At 40.2% G+C, this 18839-nt stretch carries 17 protein-coding genes; 1 reads left to right on the top strand and 16 read right to left on the bottom strand.

Features of this window, described 5'->3' with window-relative positions:
- Positions 1-10: 10 nt before the first annotated feature.
- The 15 genes from O1450_RS14415 to O1450_RS14345 form a co-directional block, all read right to left on the bottom strand.
- Positions 11-286: a monovalent cation/H+ antiporter subunit F gene (locus O1450_RS14415; RefSeq protein WP_269228980.1), complete on the bottom strand. Its 276-nt coding sequence runs from the start codon at positions 284-286 to the stop codon at positions 11-13.
- Positions 283-810 (bottom strand): Na+/H+ antiporter subunit E, encoded by a 528-nt coding sequence (locus O1450_RS14410; protein WP_004659263.1) that lies wholly within the window; start codon positions 808-810, stop codon positions 283-285. The genes O1450_RS14415 and O1450_RS14410 overlap by 4 nt, the downstream gene beginning before the upstream one ends.
- Positions 810-2621 (bottom strand): monovalent cation/H+ antiporter subunit D, encoded by a 1812-nt coding sequence (locus tag O1450_RS14405; protein WP_269228979.1) that lies wholly within the window; start codon positions 2619-2621, stop codon positions 810-812. Before O1450_RS14405 ends, O1450_RS14410 begins: the two co-directional genes overlap by 1 nt.
- Entirely contained in the window at positions 2621-2989 is a 369-nt protein-coding gene (locus O1450_RS14400; RefSeq protein ID WP_050042068.1) for a Na+/H+ antiporter subunit C, read from the bottom strand. Before O1450_RS14400 ends, O1450_RS14405 begins: the two co-directional genes overlap by 1 nt.
- 2 nt (positions 2990-2991) lie before the next feature.
- Positions 2992-5835, bottom strand: a complete 2844-nt coding sequence (locus O1450_RS14395) for a monovalent cation/H+ antiporter subunit A (protein ID WP_269228978.1) — start codon at positions 5833-5835, stop codon at positions 2992-2994.
- A gap of 429 nt (positions 5836-6264) precedes the next feature.
- The gene (locus O1450_RS14390; RefSeq protein WP_269228977.1) at positions 6265-7647 is read right to left on the bottom strand and encodes an ATP-binding protein; all 1383 of its coding nucleotides are present in this window, start codon (positions 7645-7647) and stop codon (positions 6265-6267) included.
- Positions 7648-7671: 24 nt separating this feature from the next.
- Positions 7672-9174: a UvrD-helicase domain-containing protein gene (locus O1450_RS14385; protein WP_269228976.1), complete on the bottom strand. Its 1503-nt coding sequence runs from the start codon at positions 9172-9174 to the stop codon at positions 7672-7674.
- A 9-nt stretch (positions 9175-9183) separates the two neighbouring features.
- The gene (gene hisIE / locus O1450_RS14380; protein ID WP_269228975.1) at positions 9184-9951 is read right to left on the bottom strand and encodes a bifunctional phosphoribosyl-AMP cyclohydrolase/phosphoribosyl-ATP diphosphatase HisIE; all 768 of its coding nucleotides are present in this window, start codon (positions 9949-9951) and stop codon (positions 9184-9186) included.
- Positions 9952-10033: 82 nt separating this feature from the next.
- Positions 10034-10456, bottom strand: coding sequence for a hypothetical protein (locus tag O1450_RS14375; protein ID WP_269228974.1), 423 nt, complete (start codon positions 10454-10456; stop codon positions 10034-10036).
- A gap of 34 nt (positions 10457-10490) precedes the next feature.
- The gene (locus tag O1450_RS14370; protein ID WP_269228973.1) at positions 10491-10877 is read right to left on the bottom strand and encodes a VOC family protein; all 387 of its coding nucleotides are present in this window, start codon (positions 10875-10877) and stop codon (positions 10491-10493) included.
- 26 nt (positions 10878-10903) lie between these two features.
- Positions 10904-12220, bottom strand: coding sequence for an FAD-dependent oxidoreductase (locus tag O1450_RS14365; RefSeq protein ID WP_269228972.1), 1317 nt, complete (start codon positions 12218-12220; stop codon positions 10904-10906).
- Between the two features lie 120 nt (positions 12221-12340).
- The gene (locus O1450_RS14360; RefSeq protein ID WP_269228971.1) at positions 12341-13960 is read right to left on the bottom strand and encodes an ABC1 kinase family protein; all 1620 of its coding nucleotides are present in this window, start codon (positions 13958-13960) and stop codon (positions 12341-12343) included.
- A 12-nt stretch (positions 13961-13972) separates the two neighbouring features.
- The gene (locus O1450_RS14355; protein ID WP_269228970.1) at positions 13973-14653 is read right to left on the bottom strand and encodes a ubiquinone biosynthesis accessory factor UbiJ; all 681 of its coding nucleotides are present in this window, start codon (positions 14651-14653) and stop codon (positions 13973-13975) included.
- Between the two features lie 10 nt (positions 14654-14663).
- Positions 14664-15605 carry a bifunctional demethylmenaquinone methyltransferase/2-methoxy-6-polyprenyl-1,4-benzoquinol methylase UbiE gene (gene ubiE, locus O1450_RS14350; RefSeq protein ID WP_269228969.1) on the bottom strand — a complete coding sequence of 314 codons (942 nt, stop codon included), beginning with the start codon at positions 15603-15605 and terminating at the stop codon, positions 14664-14666.
- A 195-nt stretch (positions 15606-15800) separates the two neighbouring features.
- Positions 15801-16508, bottom strand: coding sequence for an FFLEELY motif protein (locus O1450_RS14345; protein WP_269228968.1), 708 nt, complete (start codon positions 16506-16508; stop codon positions 15801-15803).
- A 204-nt stretch (positions 16509-16712) separates the two neighbouring features.
- On the opposite strand from O1450_RS14345, the gene pap reads away from it, so the two are divergent.
- The gene (gene pap, locus O1450_RS14340) at positions 16713-18131 is read left to right on the top strand and encodes a polyphosphate:AMP phosphotransferase (RefSeq protein ID WP_269228967.1); all 1419 of its coding nucleotides are present in this window, start codon (positions 16713-16715) and stop codon (positions 18129-18131) included.
- A 28-nt stretch (positions 18132-18159) separates the two neighbouring features.
- Here pap and O1450_RS14335 read toward each other — a convergent pair whose 3' ends face one another.
- Complete coding sequence (locus tag O1450_RS14335) at positions 18160-18666, bottom strand: hypothetical protein (RefSeq protein WP_269228966.1); 507 nt, start codon at positions 18664-18666, stop codon at positions 18160-18162.
- Positions 18667-18839: the final 173 nt, after the last annotated feature.

Here is an 18839-nt window from a genome sequence, read left to right as displayed (position 1 = left end):
ACCTCTCTCCTTAATCAATCACATGTCCAGTGGTAAAATAGCGAGCCAGTGCAACAGTTGAAACGAAACCGAGCATCGCCACCAATAAAGCACCTTCAAATACATTGGTACTTGCCCAATAGATACCTAACACCACAATCAGGCATATTGCATTAAGAAAAAGAGTATCGAGTGCTAACAAGCGATCAACAACAGATGGTCCAATGATCATGCGGATGAGACAAAGAAACATGGAGATCGTGATTGCCACTAAACTAATCGCAAGTGCATAAGGTAAAATGGTCATTTCGCTGCTCCTTCTGCAATCTTTACATCAAAGATTTCGAGCAAAGGTAGCTCATAACGATTTTTGATGTCTTGAATATCTAATTCAGCATTATCGGTACTGAGTGCATGAACTAAAATATCTCCTCGCTCTTGATCAATCCCTGCGGATACCGTACCTGGCGTCGTTGTAATGATCATTGCGAGTAAAGTATTTACTTGCTCATGTTCAGTTTCTAATGGCACGCGATACCATTTTGGATGCAACTCATCCATTGGCCCAAGTACCATTTTAGCTACACGAAAGTTTGAAATCACAATATCCCATAACACCACAAAAAAAAGTTTGATTGCAGGAAACCAATGAATATGTGGTGTACGTGCAATAAAAGGGCTTACCAAACGTGAAACAAAGATACCTAATAGAATTGCAATAAAAATATCTGTGATGTCTAAACTATGTGACAGCATGAGCCAAGTCACGAAAATTAAAAATGACACAAAGGGGTGGGGAAACCAACGATCAAGCAAAGCACGTTTTTGCATTAGTGTTCCTCCATCGGTTTTAATTGTGTAGCATTTGGAATAGTTGGATTTGATAAAGTTTGCTCTGCAATTTGACGTTGTTTATATTCCGAAATATGCTCGCCTTGTAGCGTCGGTTTTGAGATAACATCTGGAATTAATACCGCATTATGATCCTCAACCTCACCACCATATTTAGTTTCAGGCAAATACGCTGCATCAAATGGCTGCACGCTAATGGCACGACCTTGACTATCATGTTTTAGAATCGCTTTTTGATAAAGCGCATGATTTTGAATTTGTTGTGCAGTTGAAGTTGTATAACTCTGAATTGGTGCTGCAAATACAACATAACTTATCAAAGCGGTCAGTAATACATAGATTGCTTTGTCATTCCGATTAGGTGCTGTATCAGGTAGTGATTGATAAGCGATATATGCTGATTCTTTAGGATTTTCTTCGGGTGGGCTAGCACGCCAAAAAAGGATAAAACCAACACGTGTGAATGCGATAATGCTGAGTAAGCTAACAATCAGAATAACAGCAATAATCCAACCTTGATAAGGCGCTTCAGCGGTAGCCTGTAAGATAAAAACTTTACCTAAGAAACCACTGAAAGGGGGTAGACCTGCCATCATGAGTGCAATGGTAAAATAAGTAAAAGCAGCCGCTTTTTCCTGTTTGATTTTAGGTGCAACTTTTAAGTGGTCTTTGAAAGAACCACGTTGTGAGGTCATCCAACCACAGAATAAATAGAATGCAGCGGCAACCAGCGTACTATGTACTAAATAATACAAGGCTGCTGACCATGCTTGGGTATTAAACATGGCAATAGCGATGAGTAATGTTCCAATCGATGACAACACCATAAAGCCAACAAAACGGCGTAAGCGTTCAGCAGCAATTGCACCGATTACACCATAGAATGAAGTAATCAAGCCAATCATTAATAAGCAGTTTTTGAAAATACTTTGTGCCATTGCATCATCAAAAACAGTACCATTGACACGTAGAATGGCATAAATACCAACTTTGGTCATAATAGTAAAAATTGCAGCAACAGGTGTGCTTGCAACAGCATAGGTTTTTGGTAGCCAAAAGCCGACAGGTAGCATTGCTGCTTTGATTCCAAATACTACAAACAGTAACAAGCCACCAGCGATTGCAAGTTTATGTTGATCGCTGTCTAGGGTTGGGATAAGGCGACTCACATCAGCCATATTTAAACTACCAACACTGCTGTAGATCATCCCTAAACCAATCAAAAATAGCGCTGATGCGAGTAAGTTAATCGTGACGTAATGTATGCCTAGCTGGAAACGCGGTCGCCCTTGACCATGTAATAGCAATACATAAGATGCCATTAACAGGATTTCAAAAAACACGAATAAGTTAAATAAGTCACCTGTCAGGAATGCACCTGTTATACCCATTAATAAAAAATGGAACATGGTGTGGAAATAGCGCCCACGTGTGTCCCAGTTATCACTTGCATACCAAATGACAGGCACTGCAAGTGCATAAGTGAGCACCAACATGAATGCAGCGAGGCGATCGAGAACTAAAACAATTCCAAAAGGAGCAGACCATTCACCAAGTTGGTAAACGGTAACTTGACCTGTATTGGCGATCATCAAATAACTGATTGCTGTGATTAAGCCTAGAAGTGCAGAACCTAAACTAATGCCACGTCGCCAAGGTTGGCGCCAATCCTGTTTTAGAGAACCGGAACCAGGATTGCCTAATAAAAGTAATAAAAAACTCGTAAATGCTGGAATCAAAATACTTAAAATAGGAGTATGAGCATGCCAAAAATTATTGAAATCAAACATTATGGCTCATCCTCACGTGGGTCATAAGTTACCGTTGGTTCTTCTTTGGAGTCAACATGATCTGTTCCAGATTCATAGCGACTACGTAAAGCAAGCTGTACAATAAAAGCGGTTGTTGCAAAACCAATCACAATCGCAGTCAGTACCAACGCTTGCGGTAACGGATCTGTTACTTTAGTTGTTTCTGTAATGATTGCAGGTGCATTAATTTGAATACGACCGACTGCAAATAAAAATAAATTTACGGCATAACCGATCATGGCCAGACCGAGTACGACAGGAAAGGTTCTGGCACGTAAAATTAAATAGATGCCTGTTGCTGTTAGAAGACCAATTCCCGAAGCGAGCAAAAATTCAATACTAACCATTTTTATTTATCTCCACTTGGAACAGGTCCAGACATACTTGAGTGACGCGAATCACCTAAGACTGAAATTAGCAGCATTGTCGCGCCAACAACGGTCATATAAACCCCGAGATCAAATGAGACAGCCGAAGCTAAATGCATTTTCCCCAATAATGGTGGTTCTATATAAATATGTGCTGTTGTTAAGAATGGGCGTGTCCAAAACCAAGCTGCAATACCCGTTAAACCTGCAATTGCTAAACCTGAGCCAATCCAAATCTCATATAAGCGACCAGATTTTGCTTTAATCAATTGCTCAGCTTGATCTTGACCCAATACGATATATTGAATGATGAGTGCCATTGCCGTGATCAGACCTGCAATGAATCCACCCCCGGGATAGTTATGCCCACGCATAAAAATGTAGATACTGACGACAAGGGCAAGAGGAAGTACCCATGAGGCTGAAATACGTAACATCAATGGTGAAGGGTTAAAACGATAAGATAAACCTTGTGTCATGGTAGTGCCATGCGCACGCATACCATCCATGAGACACAGTGCTCCTATTGCTGCAATACCCAATACTGTAATTTCACCGAAGGTATCAAAACCACGGAAATCAACAAGAATGACATTGACGACGTTTGAACCACCGCCTAATGGGAGGGATTGTTGTAAGAAGAACCATGAGATTGAATTATGTTCTCGTGTTAGTATTAGCCATGTAATCCAACCAATACCGATACCACCTGCGATTGCTAAGCTTGCATCTCGCCAGCGGCGTGGACGACTCGATTCGTAAGGGGTTAACTGCGGTAATAACGATAAGCTCATCAACAATAAAACAGTAGTAACAACGTCAACTGTGATCTGAGTAAGTGCAAGATCTGGTGCAGATAGGGTGACAAACACCATGGTGACAACAAGTCCAACAGCACCACTAATTAAAACAGCTTTAATCCGTTCGTGGTGGAACCACAACATCATCCAACAGCCAGAGAATAATGTGAGCCATAAGACCACAGCAATCCATGGAGCATGGGTAAGCTCACGTGTGCCAGTTGTTAAACCCTGATTGAATAGGGGTAAACCCACCATGATGATGCTAAAGAAAACAATCCAAAGAAGATAACTTTGTAGAGAACCAGTTTCTGTCTTTTGTTTGATTTTTCGACTGGTAAGTAAGAGATGCTTCAGGAATGATTCAAATAAAAGTTTGCCTTGGAATTTACCTAAATAAGGGTCTAAGTCAATTTTACGTAAACGCTCATTTTTAATGAGGCTAAAGTAAAATAAACCACCACCCATCAATGCAATCAGACTCATGATTAAAGGTGCATTAATACCATGCCAAATCGCTAAGTGAACACCCTCAAATTCAGGTTGAGCCAAACTCGCACGCATTACACTATTCACGACTGTTCCAGCCAATAGTGCAGGCAGAATACCGACCAGAATACATAATGTCGCTAATATAATCGCTGGTAAGCGCATTCCGAGAGGTGGTTCGTGCGCATCTTTATTAGGAATGTGTTTACCAATCCCACCATCAAAGAACACACCATGTACCAAACGAATAGAATAAGTAACAGCAAAAATACCAGATAAAGTTGCCACGGTGGCTGCAATTATCATTACTGGGCCTGATAGGTTTGCCAGTAATTCCGTAAAGAACATCTCTTTGGAAATAAAGCCATTGGTCAGCGGTACACCAGCCATCGAAGCAGCGGTGATCATGGTTAGGGTACCTGTGAACGGAAGGAGTTGCCAGATACCACTGAGCTTACGTAAATCACGTGTTCCTGTTTCATGATCAATAATGCCTGCAATCATGAAAAGAGCAGCTTTGAATGTTGCATGATTAATGATATGAAAGATTGCTGCTGCAACAGCGAGTGGTGAACCAATGCCGAGTAAACAAACAATCAAACCTAAATGGCTGATGGTTGAATAAGCTAAAAGCCCTTTGAGATCTTCTTTGAATATGGCGAAACCTGCTGCCATACACAAGGTAAATAGACCAACAAAGGTCACAATGTTGTGGTACAGCGCAGCACCAATAAATAGAGGGGCTAAACGTGCTAATAAGAAAATGCCTGCTTTCACCATCGTTGCTGAATGTAGATAGGCTGAAACAGGGGTGGGAGCTGCCATTGCATTTGGCAACCAAAAGTGAAAAGGAAATTGCGCACTTTTGGTAAATGCACCTAGTAAAATGAGCAGTAGAGTGGGAACAAATAATTGATGCTGTTGAATAGCCTCTTTCATTGACACCAATTGATCAATCTGATAAGTCCCTGTGATCTGCCCTAGGAGTACAAAGCCCCCTAACATTGCTAAACCACCCATTCCTGTGATGGTGAGTGCCATACGCGCGCCACGTTGTGCGGCATCATATTGACTCCAATAGCCCACGAGCAAGAATGAAGAAATACTGGTCAGTTCCCAAAATATCAGTAAGATAATCAAATTGTTGGAGAGTGAAATTCCAAGCATAGCCGCCATGAATAGCATGAGCAACTGATACAGTTTGCTGAGTGAGTTTTTGGGACTGAGATAATAATAGGCATAAATATAAATCAGTGTGCCGATCCCACTAATCAGTAAGCCGAACAATAATCCTAACGCATCAAGGCGAAAACTCAGATTGATGCCCAGTTGTGGAAGCCATTCCCAACTCTGTTGCAGGGCATTACCCTGTAAAACCGTTTCAGCTTGGCTAAGCAGTAAAATAAAACAACTCAGGCTAATGCCAATTGCTCCAATTGCCGTCATACCCCGTGAAATACGTTGCAATTGTGAGACAAGGGTTGTGCCAAGTATGAGTGGTAATAAAATAATAATCGGTAGCACACTGATATCCATGTCGATGATTTAGGTCGAGAGAGACCTAATGGTGGATTTTCTTCCAAGACTTAAGGCATTCAAAGAGAAAGCCAAATTTTCAAGTCTCGAAACCCAATCAAGTTAACGGAAAGGGCAAGTTGTATTGCACAACTTGAAAGTAAAAAATGAATTTTATTTTACTATAAAAAATCAACAAAAATCTGATGTTATTACATGAAAATAACAACATCTTTGTCGCTAAAACTTGTCTATCAATGTTTTTTGTTCGCTATTTAATTGAATGTTTTCCATTCAATTATCTGTATACATAAGAGGGATAGAGATCTGGTCTTGGATCAAATGCTTGTCCCTACAATCTAGTGTTCAGGTATATAAGACCTATTCAAAAGAAAAAATTGATCTCTAGTTTATGAGGATTAATGATGCAATCAAGCTTAAACCCCAATATTAAAGTGATGTCTCTTGAGGGGTATCATCAATTTTAAGTAGATGAAGCAAATTACTCTTTTCTTGCTCATCAAGCGCTTGGATTTGATGAAAGAGTTCATCAACTTTACTGATCAAAGTTTCTGATTCTAATAAGTGTTGATTCTGCTGCAAGAGAATGCTTTCTGATTGACTTAACTCATTATAGAGTTGTGAAAGTTGTTGTTGAGATTTCTCAAGATTAATCTCATAAATTTCTTTATCACCTAACCTTAAGCATTGATATTCTAAAGCATGTTCTAATAATTCATCGCGATTGCCTGAAGCAATAATTTGTAGTCTTGGAAATGCTTGATGTAAACGCTCTAAAATTTCAGCACTCATATTTTGATCTAATTGATGCTCAATTTGATCAATTAATAATATGCCTTCACCCTCTAAACATGGGTCGAAACAATGTGGATTAAGCAAGCATAAACGACGTGTAATATCACCTACCAATGCAATCCATGATTTAAGAGAGGCCGATAATTGCTGAAATGGAATGGTCTGATCTTTGTAACGCACCATTAATTGAAGTTTAGGAATATATTGAATATAGATATCATTCAATTCTGGAAAGATGGTATGTAAGCTTTTTTTCAACGCATATAAATTAGGTGCTGAAAGTTGTTTAGGATGATTCATCAGTTCTTGTTGTAATTGCTGCAAAACCTCTGATTGATTCTGCTGAGTGAAATCGTTGCCAATAATACGTCTGACAATGTGGGCAGAGTGAGCATTTTCAACATCACTAATTTCTCGTAGCCACTCAAAGAAACGCGCAAAAGTTGTGTAAGGAATCGCCATTAAATCGTAGGCAGCAATATCTTGTAATGTTCCTGGTGCATTCTTACTTTGTAAATTGACTTCTTGCACAAAACGTTCAGCAGGATAGTAGGCAATGAACGGTAAACCAAATAACGGGTCTTGAAGACTGGTTTTTTGATACAACGACACCATTTGATCCAATTGTTGAGTTTCAACTTGGCTAATGCCCACGCCTTGACTGTTAAATGTTTTAAATAACTTCCAACTACAGTTATGGGTGTCGGTCGTTTGTGCAGAGCTACTTTCTGGTAGATGATGATTTAATTCGCTGCTCATTCTAACTTGGACTTGAACTTTGGCTTGTAAGCGTGTCAACAAAATATCTTGATCAGCAATCACAACACCAGCAGTGCGAATATCTTTATAACGTGCGGAGAACCACGTTAAGGCTTGATAGATATTTCTTAAAATTGTAGTTTTGCCTGTAGCTTGCTCACCTAAGATAAGTGTAATTGGGCGTTGTGTTGGTTGAAATTCAATGGTTAAGTCACGAAACATGCCAACATGTTTAAATAGCACTGATTCAAGTTGCATAAGCTCTCCCTGAACATAAGCGCTTTAACCTACGGACTGGCGAAGACTTGAGGGAGCGCCCCGTTTTAATTGTTGTATCAAATCGTAAAGATGATGAATATTTAAACTTACTTTAGCACGAGTACAGGCAACATAAAGTAATCTTAATTCCTCATCTGTAATTTTGTGTTCTAGTCCATTGATTTTAAATTGATAATCATCTTCGATATGCACACGATTCCATTCCAAGCCTTTGGCTTTATGTGCGGTGGAAATCACATAATCTGCTTGTTCAATGGGCGTGATTTTAGCAAGCGCTTTTTTGAGTGGCTCAGTACCGTGATCATCAACCAGTTTAACTAAGGGCTTAATATCACTACCATCATTGGTTTCACAATATTCATGCACATCATGCCAAGAGTTGAACCAAGCCAATTCGGGTACATCGGTAATACGTTTGCCTTGTTTGAGTAAACTGGCTGCATCAACAAAACGACTGAGTTTTTGGTGATCAGCTTGCAAACCGACTTTGTCACCATGTACTAAACCTGAGAGTAATAGTTCCATTGCTCTTGCATTGGTACGGCATAGAATTGCATCACGCATTTTGGTATGCGGTTTATTCACCACACTCGATTTAACATTTGGATTGCCAAGTAGCGGAACAGTTTCGTTTAATGCACCCAGCAGACTATTGGCAACATCAGCAATTGCATCGCCAAAACGGAAAGAGGTGGTTAAGCGACTTTCATGTAATGGCATTTGTTGCATGGCATTGACTGCGCCACGCCAAGCATAGATTTGTTGATGTGCATCACCGACATAAATCACTTGTGTGCTTTTTTGGCGTAGTAAAATGCCCAACATCAATGGGTCAGCATCTTGTGCTTCATCAAACAGAACATAATCTGTTGGAATATTGGGTTCTGATAATGCCCAAAGTTTGAGGTAAATATCGTGACCAATGCCTGCTTGATGATTTTGATCAATCGACTCTAACCAACGGCGTTCAACTGCTGGATATAAGTGCTGTTGTAACGATTCAATATCATCTTGATGCAACCAGTTAGGTGCTTGGATATGACGAGGGGCAGGGTATTGTGAGCTGGTCGAGCAGAAATAGCTGACGGCATTGGCAACCAAACTCGCAAGACGACTTGGCATCAATACATATTTTTCGTAACGTCCACCCATTAAACGACGGAGCGTAATAGGCTCTAAACGATATTCTTTAGCAATAAAACTTGGGCTTAAGCGAGGTAGTCGTAATTTATCAGTCACTCCACGCGGTACGCTACGAAAGGCAAGAGAGTGAAAGGTACGACAATTTACATTGCCATGAAATTTACTCTGTGCTTCAGCTGCAATGGCTTTGTTAAAAGCCAAATACATACCACGCCGTTCGGGCATGGCATCACTGATCATTTGTAAAGTCGTGGTTTTACCTGTGCCAGCATACGCAATCACTTTAAAGGACTGACCTAAACGTGCATTGTCTATCGCAATCGCTTGCTCATAGGTGGCTTTGGGTTTCTCGATATTCGACACAGGCAGGGGTTACGCTTCTTGGCTACGGTTGGCTTTTTCAACCAAACCAGAAAGACCTTGACGACGAGCCAGTTCATCTAGAACTTCTTGTGGATCAAGGTCGAAGTAGCCGAGCATGACAATCGTGTGGAACCATAAATCTGCAACTTCATAAATCAGATCATGCTTATTTTCTAAAGAAGCATGTGCTGCATAATCTTTGGCTGCAATAATGCTTTCGACGCTTTCTTCGCCGACTTTTTCTAAAATTTTATTGATGCCTTTTTTGTATAAGCTGGCAACATAGGAATTATCTGCTTCAGCTTTTTTGCGTTCTTGCATCAAACGACCTAAGTGGCTAAGTACGTCAACTTGCTCAGCCTGACCATGATCGTGTGCTTCGACTTTCGCAGATGCGCCGTAAATTGCAGTCGGATCTTTCAGTTGAGCATCAACAATTTCCCAGCCTTGTGGCGTGAGTTTACGATAAAAACAAGACTCCCGACCTGTATGGCAAGCAATTCCACCATGCTGTTCAATTTGCAGAATAATGACATCGGCGTCGCAATCCAAACGAATTTCATGCACTGTTTGGAAATGCCCTGATTCTTCGCCTTTGTGCCACAATTTTTGACGTGAACGTGAGTAATACACAGCTTGATTTTTTTCAGCAGTCAGTTGTAAGGCTTCACGATTCATCCACGCAACCATTAACACTCGACCAGTTTGATGATGTTGTGCAATGGCTGGAACAAGACCATTGGAATCAAATTTAACTTCATCTAACCAGTTTGACATGAGTGAAAAATCCATTGAGCGGAAAGCCGTTAGTGTAGCGGTTGTGACTAGGGTTGGCTATGCTTGTTGGGTAAAAAATGCTTTAGGTGCTTGGTTGGATATAAGTACCCATGAGTTTTTTGTTTTCTATTTCGAGAAAGGGTAATGCAGAAGCAACAATGATCAGCATACCCCAAGGATAGCTTGACCAAAACCAAGCATCAACTAAAAAATAAGCGCCTGTGATATAAAGCCAAATGTTTAAAATTCGAGGCAAATATTTTTGATGGATCAATAGAAGAAATATAAAGGGCAAGCTGTCCCATAAAATCACCCACGGAAATAGAGGGCTGATCACCAATCGTCCTATCGTTGATTTAGGATTTATTTGCCATTCAATAAAGTGATGGTGAAAATTTAGAAAACAAAACAAGTTAAAAAGGCTAGGAAATAAAAACCAGCATCCTTTTCGAATCGCCTTGCCTTTATCCTGCCGATACAAAGCCCATAGAAAACTATATTTCATGTCTAACCCTATTTTTATTGATGAATTTTAATTTTTAAGTATTGAGATAGTTCGATATTTCAATCAAGTTCTGATCTGGATCACGTAAATAAATCGAAAGAATTTTTCCTATTGCCCCAGTTCTTTCGATAGGGCCTTCAATGATCTCAATGTTTAATGCGTGAAGATGTGCAATCACATCCTTTAAAGGCGTCGCAGCAATAAAACATAAGTCCGCAGAACCTGAGGTTGGACGAAGTGCTTTAGGTTCAAACTCTTTTCCAACTTGATGTAAATTGATTTTTTGCTGACCAAATCGCAGTGCTTTTCGGTTTTCACCAAAAGTAATCACCTCAAAATTTAGGGCAGACTGATAAAACTGACAACTGATTTCAATATCAGCGACTGTCAAAACCAAATGATCTAAATGACTAATTTTCATATTGAATTCAACTCTTATTTTTGATCTTAGTCATATTCAGGCAATGATTGATTGTTTTGAATCAAGACATTTTGATTGTGCGGATATGTCGCAATCTCTTGATAGCTCATATGTTGGAACATACCTGTTTTTAAACCTGAAATGGTAATCGCCATTTCTTTACGGAAATAGGGGATTTGATACATCCAAGGAAAAGTAAGATCACGTATGCCACCCGCCCACCAATGATCAGATTGATAAAGTGGAGTCAGTAAACGACTAAGGAATTGATAGAACTGAGTCGAGGAACGACGCTGTTGATGATAATGTTGCCATAACATTGACCAGTCAATTTGCTGATTTTTCTGAGCGGCGCGTAATGATTGGGAAAAAGCCCACGCATCTAAAAGTGCCATATTCGCACCTTGTCCCAATTGTGGACTCATGGCATGTGCAGCATCACCAATCACCCCGATTCGACCTTGTCCGTATCGAGACATCACCACATCACGATATTGAGCAGACAACCATTGCGGTTGATTGTGTTCATCCAATAAAAGTTGTTCTAGCCATTCAGCGACATCAGACCAACGATCTGATACTTGCTTTAACCAATCTTGTTTTGATTGTTCAGTTTTTAAGAATGATTGCAGTTGTGATGTCGGCAAACTCCAAAACACACTGGAAAGTCGTTGTTGCGGTGCGGAGGGTATTGCACCTGTAGGCAAAACGCCTATCATGATTTTAGAACGATCATAGAATTGATGCAGAATTTCAGGATTTAAATTTAGGCATTCAGGCACGATTGTCCATGCAGCTCCCCACGGATAAGCTTGATCAACTTTGACCCATGCTTTAGGGCGAAGTTGGCTGCGCGCGCCATTGGCAATTAGTACAGCATCGAAACAGTCATCAAAGTTGTGTTGTTGATCAGTGCCAAATAATCGAATTTCATGCGGCTGTTCTTCAATGCGTTCAATATGATGGCTCATTCGCCACGTGACATGACTTGAATATTCAGCGAGTTTTTGAGTGAGGATATAGCACAACGTAGAACGATGGATGCCGAGACCATAAAGGTTGTTGCCTGCCTGATGATAGTGGCTATTGATCAATAGACGTTTATTTGCAAGTTGCCCTTCTAAACCTGTGACTTTTGCACCGAGTTTTAACGCCTGATCGAGTATGCCTAAATGTTCAAAAACAGCCAAACCCGCAGGTTGTAGTAACAAGCCTGCGCCAACAGGCGATAGTTCTTCAACCTTTTCAAAAATCGTGACCTGATGACCTTCTCGTGCGAGCAAAATCGCAGTCGCCAGTCCTGCTGTACCTGCACCAATAATGGCAAAGTGTGGTGTTTTCATTATTTATTCTTTTTAAGGATCTATAAATTTGTTTAGCTATGATCTTAATTGAATCACGGCAATTTCTGAAAATAAATCTTGCTTATAAAAAATCCCTTGTCAGTACAAGGGATTTAGAACTTATTTCATAATTCGCCAAAGTGCGATCAATGCACTCAATCCAATCAAGACCACTGAGACAAACCAAGGGCTGATGATGGCAATGGTCAGTAAAATCAACATGGTACTGCCAAACATCCAACTACGGCGTTGCTGCTGTTGCATTTGCAAACGCATTTGCTGAATTTCGCGGAGTTGTTTGTCCTGCCATGCGGATTGGTTTTTTAAACCATTTAAACTGTCGATCAGTAGGGTAGGTAAGTCTTGAGCGCCTAATAACAAGTCTGGGATTTGTTGCCCGAGTTCTTTGATATTTTTAACTGGGTTCATATTGGCTTTGACCCATTCGGTCAAAATCGGTTTTGCCAGTTTCCAAATATCAAGTTGTGGGTAAAGATCTGTGCCTAAGCCTTCAACATGTACCAAGGTTTTGAGTAACAACATCAATTGCGGTGGAATTTCTAAATGGAAACGACGCGCAATATCCATGACTTGAATTAAAATTCCTGCAAAATCCAGTTGATCCATTGGTTTTGAAACCATTGGACCAACTGTGCGACGCATTTCACGCGACAAGGCATCTTGGTCAGTCCCCGGCGGAATCCAACCTGCTTGATGTACAATCTGAATCAATTGCATAAAGTTGCTGTTCATCACTGCAAGCAACATCCGTGCAATCGTCATTTGATCATGCTTAGACAATTCACCCATGATGGCACAGTCCAACGCAATAAAGCGTGGGTTGCTTGGGTTAATGGTTTCAACAAACACATTACCCGGATGCATGTCGGCATGGAAGAAATTGTCACGAAACACTTGGGTAAAGAAGATGGTTAAACCTTTTTCAGCCAAATCAGCACGATCCATACCCAAACGATCAAAGGTTGCGATATCTGAAATAGGCACACCTGTGATGCGTTCGGCTACCATGACATCTTTACTGTCCATATAGACTTCAGGCACGTACATCATGCTTGAGCCTGTAAAGTAATGACGCATACGGCGGGTATTATCCGCTTCTAGACTCAAATCAAGTTCATTCAAGATAATTTGACGATAGTCTTGAATGATTTCAGATAAATGCAGCGCACGTGCTGCTTCTAAACGATTTTCAAGCCAGTCACCGAGCCATGCCAAGATTTCAAAATCTTGTAAAATTTGATTGCGAATATCAGGGCGAGTGACTTTAACCACTACTTCACGACCATCGTGTAAGGCAGCAGTATGTACTTGTGCAATCGATGCCGCAGCAAGGGGTTGCTCATCAAAGCGAGAGAATAATGTGGATACATCTGCTTTGAGCGATTCTTGGATGCGTTGTTTTGCCAATTGGGTGTCATAGGGTTTGACACGGTCTTGTAACAACACCAATTGTGATAATACTTCTGGTGGAATCAAATCACGACGAGTAGAAAGCAACTGACCCAGTTTAATCGCTAAGGGTCCCATATCCTCTAAAGCTTCTTTGAGCTTGAGCGGATTCTTTTTCTCACGGCTTGACCATGCCGCAGGGTGGGTTTTGATAATGTTTAGGGCATGGCGTGCTTTAACTGGTAATTCTTCCGCAGGGAACAAGGTGTCAAGGCGGTAGTGTGCTGCTATACGCCAGAGTTCGAGTAACCGTGTAACATGCGGAATCATATAAAATCTTACCTAGTCTTGAGAGGATTGTTTTTGTGGGTTGAAAGAAGCCTGTAATTGCTGAAACTTAGCTTCTAAGCGATCTAGCTCTTGATTGAGCTGGCGAGTTTCTCGATTCAGATCATCCATTTGCCAACGTGGTGCAAATAAACCACTATCTTCTTTAAGTGCATCTTCGACAAAGAACAAATGACTTTGCAACGAGCGTTTTATTTGTTGAGGTGCAAGCTGAATTCTGCCCAACTCATGTGCCAGTTGTGGACCAATCCAAGGGGATAAATGCGCCGCAAGATCAGGCTCGACCTGTTGCATAATTCTTTGAATGTCTTGCAAAAGATGATAATCACCCTGTAAAGGAATATTACCGATCTGATCCATATCACTCAACAGCAGCTTTATTAGCTCGACTACATTCGCAACTTTTAAAGTCGCAGTAGCATCGGTAATCTTATTTTGATTATCGAAAGGACGTTGTTCGAAAATTGAAGGCGTTTGAGCCTGTCCTGTGACAGTAGGTTCTAGGCGAACTTTATTTTCATCAAAAAAAACATCAACTGAGAGTTGTGGGCTATCAATCACAACACGTAATAATTGCCCTTGCAGTTGATTGAGTTGAATGCGTGTAATCGCATCCAAATCAATCACATGATGAATGATACGTTCGACTGCACCGAGTGCTAAAATCGACCACATATCTTAAGCCTTAAAGTTTGAATCCGCGGTGAACTGCAACAATACCACCAGTGAGGTTATGGTAGTCACAGCTTTGGAAGCCTGCATTTTCCATCATACCTTTGAGGGTACGTTGGTCTGGATGCATACGAATAGATTCTGCAAGATACTTGTAACTTTCAGAGTCATTTGCAACGAGTTTACCCATGATTGGTAATGCAGTGAATGAATAAAGATCGTAAAGCTTAGAGAATGGTTCGAACACAGGTTTAGAGAATTCGAGAATCAATAAACGACCACCTGGTTTAAGTACACGATACATGGCTTGTAGTGCGGCATCTTTATCGGTCACGTTACGTAAACCAAAACTGATGGTCACTAAATCAAAACTGTTATCGGCAAAGGGTTCTAAAGTTTCAGCATTGGCAAGTACGAAATCAACATTGGTACAGCCTGCATCAAGCAGACGATCACGACCTACATTTAACATAGATTCGTTAATATCTGACAGTACGACATGACCTTGTGGCCCGACTTCGCGGCTAAATACTTTAGCCAAGTCACCTGTACCACCCGCAATATCAAGTACATGTTGACCACGGCGAACACCTGACATATTAATCGCAAAACGTTTCCAAAGGCGGTGAATACCAAATGACATTAGGTCATTCATAATGTCGTATTTACTTGCAACTGAATGGAAAACTTCAGCAACTTTTTGTGCTTTATCATCACTATTTACAGTTTGATAACCAAAGTGTGTGGTTTGACCAACATTGCCTGTGTTTGCACCACGCGGTAAATTATATTTCGGCACTGAACCAGTAGGTGTCGATGCTAAGCCTTGTTGTAACGATTGCTGTTGACCTTGAGGTGCTCCTTGAGGAAGTGGAGAACTGAGGAAAGGACTGACTTTGTCTGAACTTGGGTTTTGCTCAACTTCTGGGGTAGGCTGTTGGTTTTCGTTAGACATTGTTTTCTCCTAAACTTTCGCTCTAGCGGCACGAATCAGCAAGCATGATGACAGATTTTGTATTTTTTTACAGGGTTTAGCATATCATTGTTATGAATAATATACAGAAAGTCACACGCTCAAAAGCATTTTTAATTTTTGTTTTTGAATTCAATAATCCCTCCTAACACGAAGAGGGATGGCTATCAATTCAATTTAGTCACGAAATGGGTTTGGGTGACCAGCGTGCACTTTTTCTATGATTTCACGTTCTTTTGCCGTAAATGTTTTGATAAACGTTGCAGCAGACTTCATTGGTTTCATTGCTGCAAAACCTTCTTGGATAAACTCGTACATACGTTCAAATTGATATTTGGTTGCAATCCCTTTACACATTTTAAAAGCTGCATACATCATCGTAGAGCGCATATACTTATCTAATGTGAGACCAAGCTCGTCAAGTAATTGTAATTGTTCATAACGTGCATCGCCTTGATCGAGTTTGACTAAGGTCTGGCGCATGATTTCATCAGTTAGTCGTGTTTCTAAAGGATAATCTTTGAGTAGTTGTTCTGCGACTTGTTCATCGAGTTGAGTGGCAAGTACAGCAAGACTGACCGATTTTGTTCCTGTTTTAATTGCATTTTCAGGGAGTAAGCTTTCTGCTTTATGTGCATATTTCAACAGGCGTTCGATTTGTTGTGCAATTGCATCAAAATCAGGACCACCATACAAGCGATTGAGAAAATATTGTGCCATCAGTTGATTTTCAGGCAGAGCAAAAAATTCTTTATGGGTTTCGGCGATGCGTGCTTTCATCCACGCTTGTACTTCATGCAGACGTTGCTTAAGTGCTGGATTTTGGTGGTAATTCAGAGTTTGATATTGTAATAAAAGATGATCAAATGCTGCGAGTTTTGACATGTTCGAACTCAAAGAAAATAAAACCAGAAAATCATAGGCTGCATCATAACGAAGAACCATGACAGCTTAAACCCTAAATGTCTAACAATCGGTCAGTATGTTTATACACTGATTCTACTCTACAGAAACTGTACAAGGGTTTTGCATGCAGTGAAATAGATTTCACTATACTTATTCTTAATAATGAGCCATTTAGAGCAGAACATGAGTGTACAACAACCAAAATTTGAATTGCGCGATGAAGATGAGCTTTCTTTAGATTTGATTGAAGCACAATATGCCTTAAAAGATAGCCAAGATAAAAAAAATGCAAAAAGTGTTCTGATTTTAGTAAGTGGGATTGAATTAGCAGGGAAAGGTGAGGCGGTTAAGCAATTACGTGAATGGTTAGATCCACGCTATTTAAGAGTTAAAGCAGATGCACCACGGTTATTAACGACCTATCAAACCTTCTGGCAGTCTTATACGCGCTTTATTCCTGCCGAAGGTCAGATCGTGGTGATGTTTGGGAATTGGTACAGTGACTTGCTTTCAACCGCGATGCATGTGTCAAAACCATTGGATGAAACATTGTTTGATGCCTATATTGATCAGATGCGTTCATTCGAACATGACTTACAGCATAATAATGTACATGTGGCCAAAGTTTGGTTTGATCTATCTTGGAAGTCTTTACAAAAACGCTTAGACCAAATCGATGCGTCCGAACAACATTGGCATAAATTACATGGTTTAGATTGGCGCAATAAAAAACAATACGATACTTTACAGGAGTTAAGCCAAAGATTTACCGATGATTGGTTTGTGATTGACGGTGAAGACGAAGCTCTACGTGATCAATGTTTTGCTCAATACATATTACAAACTTTACAAGAGTTACCTGACCATCAAACTAAAGTCACGGAAAAATGGCAACAAGCACAGATTCCCACAGCACTATTAGAACCTTCAAAACAAAGCTTAGATAAAGATGACTACAAAGAGGAATTGAACAAATTAACCAAAAAAGTTGCTGATGCATTACGTTACGACGAACGAAAAGTGATTGTTGCTTTTGAAGGTATGGATGCTGCAGGTAAAGGGGGAGCGATAAAAAGAATTGTTAAAAAATTAGATCCACGTGAATATGAAATTCATAGTATTGCTGCACCTGAACGTTATGAATTACGCCGTCCTTATCTATGGCGTTTTTGGAATAAGCTGAATGATGGTGGGAAAATCACCATCTTTGATCGTACATGGTATGGTCGTGTTCTAGTTGAACGTATAGAAGGTTTTGCTTCAGTTGTTGAATGGCAACGTGCTTATAACGAAATCAACCGTTTCGAGGAAAACTTGGTAGATAGCCAAACCGTGATTGTGAAAATTTGGCTGGCAATCAGTAAAGATGAACAAGAAATTCGATTTAAAGATCGTGAACAAACCCCACATAAGCGTTTTAAGATTACTGAAGAAGATTGGCGTAATCGTGATAAATGGGACGATTATTTAGAAGCTGCTGCAGATATGTTCGAACGAACCAACACAGATTATGCCCCTTGGTATGTAATCGCTACCGATGATAAAAATACAGCACGAATCGAAGTTTTAAAGGCGATTTTAAAACAACTCAAGGCGGATTAAACCGCCTTGTCGTCATCAAATATTATGATTAAGCCACAATAGTACTGCGACTTTTTTGTTGAATTCGTTTGGCAAGGTTATAGCAATCTTGAATATGTGCTTCAGTGATTTTACGCATCATGAAATAACCGAGGCTTGCAGCAACCAGTTGTCCACCTAAAGGAATAAACTTGGTCACTTGCTTGGTGGCAATTTTCGTGAAAAAACCATTAAAAGATTTTTTCATTGCTGTGCGCGCCACCACAAAACCTGAAAATTCGAAACCACGTTTGCGTAGTTCATCCCAATGCACTTTTTTAGTTTCAGGGTCGTAAACACTGATATGTTCAGGTGCTAAACCAAAACGCGCATTAATATAAGGAATAATCTGAGAGAGCATGCCCAAATCAACGACCACATCAAAAAATGGGATGGGTACAATCGCTGCGCCTGCAGACCAATATGCACGATTTTTGGTCAGTGCCAAACACTCTTCACGAATTTGCTCCAAGTTTAAGCTTGGATCAATCGAATCAGGAATTTTTTCAATTTTCATAAAGTTATACCTAAAGTTTATCCCTCGATAGTACATTCAATCGGATTGAGTGGTGAATTTCAAAACAATTTATTTATTTCCTTGTGTGTTTAACGTGACATAGTTATATGAAGTTGTATAGTGATAAATATGTACGTTTTTGTGCAATACAATAAGCATTCCTGATGAGGTCA

The sequence above is a fragment of the Acinetobacter sp. TR11 genome (assembly GCF_027105035.1).
Taxonomy (GTDB): Bacteria; Pseudomonadota; Gammaproteobacteria; order Pseudomonadales; family Moraxellaceae; genus Acinetobacter.
The sequence above is the reverse complement of the archived record's forward strand: the minus strand, read 5'-3'. Positions and strand labels throughout refer to the sequence as shown.